Origin of the sequence: Actinocrinis sp., assembly GCF_035650855.1 — a bacterium.
In the GTDB taxonomy this organism is placed as follows: Bacteria; Actinomycetota; Actinomycetes; order Streptomycetales; family Catenulisporaceae; genus Actinocrinis.
In genome coordinates, this window is sequence record NZ_DASRGV010000005.1 from 1 (window position 1) to 6,932 (window position 6,932).

Genomic DNA, 6,932 nt, shown 5'->3' on the forward strand with positions numbered 1-6,932 from the left:
ATCGACGGGCCGAAGATCGCCATCAGCGCGAAGAAGAGGAAGATGCCGAGACCGACCGCGATCTTGGGCGACTTCAGGATGCGCAGCATGCTCAGGCCTCCTGCCGGGTGCGCGGGTCGAGCAGCACGTACACCGTGTCGGCCAGCAGGTTGGCCGCCAGCACGGCGAAGGTGATGATCAGGAAGATGCCCTGGATGAGCGGGTAGTCGACGTTGGTCACCGCGCTCAGCAGCAGGTTGCCGAGGCCGGGGTAGGAGAAGACCAGCTCGGTCAGCAGCGAGCCGGCCACCACGAAGCTGAGCGCGTTGGCGAACCCCGAGATGCTCGGCAGCACCGCGTTGCGCGCCGCGTAGTAGATCACCCGCCGGTTCGGCAGCCCCTTGGCCTGCGCCACCAGGACGTAGTCCTCGTCCATGGTGGTCACCATCATGTTGCGCATGCCGACGATCCAGCCGGCCACCGAGCTGACCACGATGGTCAGCGCGGGCAGGACCGCGTGCTGTATCGCGCTGCCGATGAAGCCGGGGTTCAGGCCGATCACGTAGTTGTTGGTGTCGTAGCCCTTGAAGTCCGAGGGGAACCAGTGCAGCTGCTCGGCGAAGAAGTACAGGAACACCGTGGCCAGGAAGAAGTACGGGATGGCCTGGAAGAAGGTGGCGGTAGGCAGCACCTGGTCGAGCACCGTGCCGCGCTTCCAGCCGACCAGCGCGCCCACCAGGGTGCCGATCACGAAGCTGAGCACCGTGGCGGTGCCGACCAGGATCACCGTCCACCACAGCGCGGAGCCGATCACGCTGGTCACCGTCTCCGGCGAGTGCGAGACCGAGATGCCCAGGTTGCCCTGGAACAGCTGGCCCCAGTAGTGCCAGTACTGGGAGAGCAGCGACTGGTGGGTGCCCATGCCGAACTGCGCCTCGAGGGCGGCCACCGAGTTGTGGTCCAGGCTCGGGCCGGCCGCGGCCATCATCGCCTGCACCGGGTTGCCCGGCATCATGTGCGGCAGGAAGAAGTTCACGCTGATGGCCACGAACGCGGTCACCGCGTAGAACATGAGTCTGCGTATCAGGGTAGGCATTGTCTTCCTACGGCACCCTTCAGGCGGTTCTGGGGAAGGAGGGCGGCGGTTCGGCGGCGCAGCCACAGCTGCCGCGCACCACGACCTGCACCGGCAGCACCAGCTGCCGATCGTCAGGACGTTCGCCGCTGATCATCGAATAGAGCACGTCGAAGGCCATCGCGCCGAGGTCCTGGATGGGCTGGCGCACCGTGGTCAGCTGCGGCACCAGGTGCCGCGCGACCGGAATGTCGTCGAAGCCGGTCACCTTCACCTCGCCCGGCACGTGGTAGCCGCGCTCGTGCAGCGCGTGCAGCACGCCGAGCGCGGTCTGGTCGTTCGCGCAGGCGATCGCGTCCGGCATGGCCGCCCCGGAGTCGAGCAGGGTCCTGATGACGCGGGCGCCGCCGGCCGCGCTGTACTCGCCGGTCCAGTGCGGTCCCGCGATCACGCGCACGTCGTACTCGGCGGCGGTCTCGCGCACCACACGGGCACGCGCGACGCTGTCGGGGCTGTCGGCGTGACCTGACAGGTACGCGATGCTCGCGCAGTGGTGCACCTCGATCAGATGCTTGATCAGGTCGCGCATGCCGCCGATGTTGTCGCCGCTGATGTTGACGCTGGCCCGGGTCGGCGTGCCGGCCAGGGTCACCACCGGCACCCGGTCGGCCAGCCGCACGATCCCGGACGGGGTGAGCACCCGGTCGTGCAGCAGCATCCCGTCGCTCTTGCCGGCCAGGTTGGCGATCCGCGGCCCGGGGGTGTGGTCGTCCACATCCACCGAGCTGAGCAGCAGGTCGAAACCGCGGTGCTGGGCGGCGATCTGCACGCCCCGGTTGATGACGTCGACGAATGCCAGGTTCTCCGACTCGTCCTCGAACACCGGGTCGTCCGGCGGCCCGAACGGGGCGCGCCGGTAGACCACCGCGATGATCTCCTTGAGCCGGCTGGAGAGGGCGCGGGCCGCCCCGTCCGGCACGAAACCGAGCTCGGCCACCGCGCGCAGCACCCGGTCACGGGTCTCCGGCCGTGGCGTGGCGTGGCCGTTGAGCACCCGGGAGACGGAGGCGATGGAGACCCCTGCGTGCCGCGCGACGTCGTAGATCGTCAGCGGGGCCGCGGCCTTGCGTGGTTCTGCGGTCAACAGATCGGCGGTCGCCGCTTCCGGGGAAAGCAGCGCGGTGTCGAACGCTGAGTCCGCAGCGTGGTCTGGCGTCACGTCTTCGGGCACCACGGTTCCCTCCCTTCGGGATGCGGCATTGCATTCGGGAGCACTGCGGGTGTTTCGAGTGGGTTGGTCCGGCTGCGCTAGGTTCGGCGTGCTGCTGAGAACAGAATGGAACAAAAGCACACAATCCCGTCCAGGTAAGCGCTTGCGTAAGCGCTTACCCCTCGGGGATGCCGGAAACGTACATCCTTGAGAGCGCTCTCACAACCCCCCCGACCGCAACCCCGTCGAACGTTACTTCTCCGTTACCGGACGCGGCGGGAAAGCAAGCAAAGGGCCTGCTACGGCGAAGAAGCCGTGGCAGGCCCTGTCTGCGCTGGTGTCAGCGGTGTTACGGAGTATCGGTGGGCACTGGCTTACGCGGGCCGGCGGGACTGCACGAAGCGAAATCTCGACGCGACGAAGCCGTGGTCCGTGTAAGTGGCGTTCGCGGCCGGGTTCAGCCCGGTGCCGTGGTAGTCGGAGAAGCCGGAGGACTGGTTCATGTACACCGCGCCGGTCAGGTTGATCGACAGGTTGGCGCCCGCGTCCCAGGTCGCCTCCTCCGCGGCCGCGACGACCGACTCGTCGGTCGAGTACACCGCGGCGGTCAGCGCGCCGTGCTGCGAGACGGTGCGCCGGTACAGCTCGATCGAGTGCTTGGTGTCCTCGGTGGCGATGAGGAAGGAGACCGGGCCGAACCATTCGTGCTCGTACACGCTCGCGTCGGCCGCGTCCACGGCCGCGATCAGCGGAGTGCGCACGGTGGCCTCGGGGAATTCGGGGTGCTTCACCACGCGCGAGGCCAGCACGGTCTTGCCGACGCCCTCGGCCTGCGCCAGCCGCTCGGTGATGAACAGGTTGACGACCGCGCCGAGCACGGCGGTGGCCCGCGCGTCGTCGCCGAGCAGCTTGTCCACCGCGGCGGCCAGATCCGCGCCGAACTGCTCGAAGGACTTGACCTCGTCGCCGACCCGCACTCCGCCGCGTGGCACCAGCAGGTTCTGCGGCGAGGTGCACATCTGCGCCGTGTAGAGCGAGAGCGAGAAGGCGAGGTGGTCGAGCGCGGCAGGGTACTGATCCGGCGCGAAGGAGTCCACGATGATGGTGTTGACCCCGGCCTTCTCGGTGAAGACCTGAGCCTGCGCGGCGTTGCGCTCGAGCCAGTCCCCGAACTCGTTGGAGCCGGTGAAGTCGATGATGCGCACCTCCGGCCGCAGCGCGAGGGTCTTGGCCAGTCCCTCCTGCGGGGCCTCGGCGGCCAGCGCGACCAGGTTCGGGTCGAAGCCGGCCTCGGCCAGCACCCGCCGGGCGACCTGCACCGTCAGCGCCAGCGGCAGGATCGCGTTCGGGTGCGGCTTGACCAGCACCGCGTTTCCGGTGACCAGGGAGGCGAACAGGCCCGGGTAGCCGTTCCAGGTGGGGAAGGTGTTGCAGCCGATCACCAGGGCGATTCCGCGCGGCACCGCGACCCACTTCTTGGCCAGCCGAATCGGCGGGCGCGAGCCCTGCGGCTTCTCCCACACCGCTTGTGACACGTGAGAACTCATGGCCGAGTATCCATATACGACCGCTTCGAGCCCGCGGTCCTGCGCATGTGGTCCGGCGGCCTGGAACGCCATGCCGAACGCCTGTCCCGAGGTGTGCATAGCAGCGTATGAGACCTCGAAAGACAGCTCATTGAGCTGAGTCAGGATCTCGACGCACACGGCCGCCCTGACCTCGGCCCCCGCGTCCCGCCAGGCCGGCAGTCCGGCCGCCATCGCGGGCAGCAGGGCGTCGGCGTCGGCATGTGGATAGGTGATGCCGAGTTCGAACCCGTACGGCGAGCGCTCGGCGCCGACCCGGCCGTCGGTGCCGGCCTGCTCCAGCGGGAACTCGCCGCCGAGCAGCCCGTCGAACCAGGCCTTCCCGGCTGCGGCGCGCTCCTGCGGGTAAGCCTTGATCTGCTCCGGGAAGTGCGTGAAGAACTCGCGGGTGCGGATCGCGGCCAGCGCGGCGTCCAGGGTAGGACGGTGGCGGGCGACCAGGTCGGCGGCGTTGCCGGTCATGGCGGCTCCTTGCGAGGATGCGGGATTGCGCGGGCGGATTGCGCTCGCGTTCTACGGTCAGGGTAACCGAACGTTCGGTAGTCTGGCAGGGGCGCGGCAGACGGCGCGCCTTGAGGAGGAGGCCACATCGTGGTGAGCACGCCCCCCGCTGCCGTCTCCGCGGCCGCCGCTTCGGCCGTAGGACGCCGGGACAGCCACAGCGTCGAGTCGCTGCTGTCCGTCGCGGTCGAGGTCTTCAACGTGCGCGGATATGACGGCACGTCGATGGAGGACCTGGCGAAGGCGGCCGGCATCACCAAGTCCTCGATCTACCACCACGTCTCGGGCAAGGAGGAGCTGCTGCGCCTCGCCGTCACGCGCGCGCTTGACGGCCTGTTCGCGGTCCTCGACGAACCGGGCGCGCGCGAGGGCCGGGCCGCCGACCGGCTCGAGTACGTGGTCCGCCGCACCTGCCTGGAGCTGGTCGGGAACCTGCCGCACGTCACCCTGCTGCTGCGGGTGCGCGGCAACACGGCCGCCGAGCGGGACGCGCTGGACCGGCGCCGCGACTTCGACCACCGGGTCGCCGGGCTGGCCGCCGCGGCGATCGACGAGGGGGACCTGCGCGCCGGCCTCGACCCGCGGCTGACCGCGCGCCTGGTCTTCGGCATGGTCAACTCGATCTCCGAGTGGTACCGGCCGGGCGGGCGCGGCGCCGAGAAGGAGGCCGGAGAGCTGGCCGACGCCCTGACCGGCATCGTGTTCGACGGATTGCGCAACCGCGCCTGACGGTCAGACCTTCGAGCAGTCGTTCATCCCACAGTGTGGACACCGCCCCGCGCTTCACGCAGACTGGGGCCGTACGCCCAACCGAACCTTCGGTCGGGAACCGAGTGCCGGCCCCGTGGAGAACCCATGACGCTGCTCGACCTCCCTGTGGCGGCCACCCGCGGCAACCCCGCGGCCGCCGCCTCGTACTGGGACACCGACCCGCTGCGCTATCTCGATGAGCACGGCGCGCCGGTCGAGGGGGGCCTGCGCCCCGCCCCGGAACTGCTCGCCGCCGACCGGCTGCTGGCCCTCTACCGGGCACTGTGCCTGGCCCGCGCCTTCGACACCGAGGCGACAGCCCTGGTGATGCAGGGACACCTGGCCGTGTATCCCTCCTCGCGCGGGCAGGAGGCGTGCCAGGCCGCGGCGGCGCTCTGCCTCCAGGCGCAGGACTGGCTCTTCCCGACCTACCGGGACACCGCCGCGCTCGCGGTGCGCGGAATCGACCCGGTCGAGGCGCTGACGCTGCTGCGCGGCTCCTGGCATTGCGGCTACGACCCGAAGCAGTGGCGCACCGCCCCGCAGTGCACCCCGCTGGCGACTCAGGCCCCGCATGCGGTCGGCCTGGCCCTGGCCGCGAAGATGGCCGGCGACCCGGTGGTCGCGCTGTGTCTGCTCGGGGACGGTGCGACCAGCGAGGGCGACTTCCACGAGGCCTGCAACAGCGCCGCGGTGTATCAGGCGCCTGCGGTGTTCCTGGTGCAGAACAACCAGTACGCGATCTCCGTCCCGCTGCGCAAGCAGACCCACGCCCTGTCCCTGGCCGGCAAGGGCGTGGGCTACGGGATGCCGGGCGTGCGCGTCGACGGCAACGACGTCATCGCCCTGATGCACGTCCTCGGCGAGGCGATGGAGCGGGCGCGCACCGGAGGCGGCCCGACGCTGATCGAGGCGATCACCTACCGGATCCGGCCGCACACCAACGCCGACGACGCGACCCGCTATCGCGACCCGGGCGAAGTAGACCTCTGGCTCGCCCGCGACCCGGTGCAGCGCCTGGCCCGCTATCTGACCGCGACCGGCCGCCTCGACGAGGGGCTCGACTCGGCGATCGCCGAAGAGGGCGCGAAGTACGCGGCCGCGATGCGGGCACGGCTGACCCTCGAACCCGAGGTGGATCCGGCCGACATGTTCGACCACGTATTCGCCACTCCGACGCCGCAGCTGCGCGCGCAGCGAGCCATGATCGAGGCCGAACTCGCCGCCGCGCAGAAGGACGAAGCGAACGGCGGGGAGGCCTGATGTCCGTGGCGACCGCTTCCCCCTCCGTTCCGGCCGCGTCCCCGTCCGTCCCGGCGGTCTCCGTTCCCGCGCCCGCCAAGCCCGCCACCGTCACCCTCGCCAAGGCGCTCAACCAAGCGCTCGCCGACGCGATGGCGGCGGACGAGCGGGTCGTCGTCTTCGGCGAGGACGTGGGCGAACTCGGCGGCGTCTTCCGGATCACCGACGGCCTGGCCGCGAAGTTCGGCGAGAACCGCTGCTTCGACACCCCGCTGGCCGAGGCCTCCATCCTGGGCACCGCGATCGGCATGGCCATGTACGGCTACCGCCCGGTGGTCGAGATGCAGTTCGACGCCTTCGCCTACCCGGCCTTCGAGCAGCTTGTCAGCCATCTGTCGAAGATGCGCAACCGCACCCGCGGCGGCCTGCCGATGCCCATCGTCATCCGCATCCCCTACGGCGGCGGCATCGGCGGCGTCGAGCACCACAGCGACTCATCAGAGGCCTACATCGCGCACACGCCGGGCATCCAGGTGGTCACCCCGGCGACGGTCGACGACGCCTACTGGCTGCTGCGCAGCGCGATCGC

General features: G+C 70.0%; 6 protein-coding genes. 3 read left to right on the forward strand and 3 right to left on the reverse strand.

Going from position 1 to position 6,932, the window contains the following annotated elements; translation table 11 throughout:
- Nucleotides 1–91: 91 nt before the first annotated feature.
- The 3 genes from VFB40_RS00610 to paaN all read right to left on the reverse strand — a co-directional run bounded on the left by VFB40_RS00610 (nt 92) and on the right by paaN (nt 4,312).
- Nucleotides 92–1,075, reverse strand: coding sequence for an ABC transporter permease (locus VFB40_RS00610; protein ID WP_324847252.1), 984 nt, complete (start codon nt 1,073–1,075; stop codon nt 92–94).
- A 19-nt stretch (nt 1,076–1,094) separates the two neighbouring features.
- Nucleotides 1,095–2,288 carry a LacI family DNA-binding transcriptional regulator gene (locus VFB40_RS00615; RefSeq protein WP_324847253.1) on the reverse strand — a complete coding sequence of 398 codons (1,194 nt, stop codon included), beginning with the start codon at nt 2,286–2,288 and terminating at the stop codon, nt 1,095–1,097.
- A gap of 350 nt (nt 2,289–2,638) precedes the next feature.
- The gene (paaN, locus tag VFB40_RS00620; RefSeq protein WP_324847254.1) at nt 2,639–4,312 is read right to left on the reverse strand and encodes a phenylacetic acid degradation protein PaaN; all 1,674 of its coding nucleotides are present in this window, start codon (nt 4,310–4,312) and stop codon (nt 2,639–2,641) included.
- Nucleotides 4,313–4,441: 129 nt separating this feature from the next.
- On the opposite strand from paaN, the gene VFB40_RS00625 reads away from it, so the two are divergent.
- The 3 genes from VFB40_RS00625 to VFB40_RS00635 all read left to right on the forward strand — a co-directional run.
- Nucleotides 4,442–5,080: a TetR/AcrR family transcriptional regulator gene (locus VFB40_RS00625; RefSeq protein WP_324847255.1), complete on the forward strand. Its 639-nt coding sequence runs from the start codon at nt 4,442–4,444 to the stop codon at nt 5,078–5,080.
- Nucleotides 5,081–5,206: 126 nt separating this feature from the next.
- Nucleotides 5,207–6,364, forward strand: a complete 1,158-nt coding sequence (locus VFB40_RS00630) for a thiamine pyrophosphate-dependent enzyme (protein WP_324847256.1) — start codon at nt 5,207–5,209, stop codon at nt 6,362–6,364.
- A 131-nt stretch (nt 6,365–6,495) separates the two neighbouring features.
- Nucleotides 6,496–6,932: alpha-ketoacid dehydrogenase subunit beta (locus VFB40_RS00635; RefSeq protein WP_414641993.1), on the forward strand; the 437-nt coding region annotated here is incomplete at its 3' end.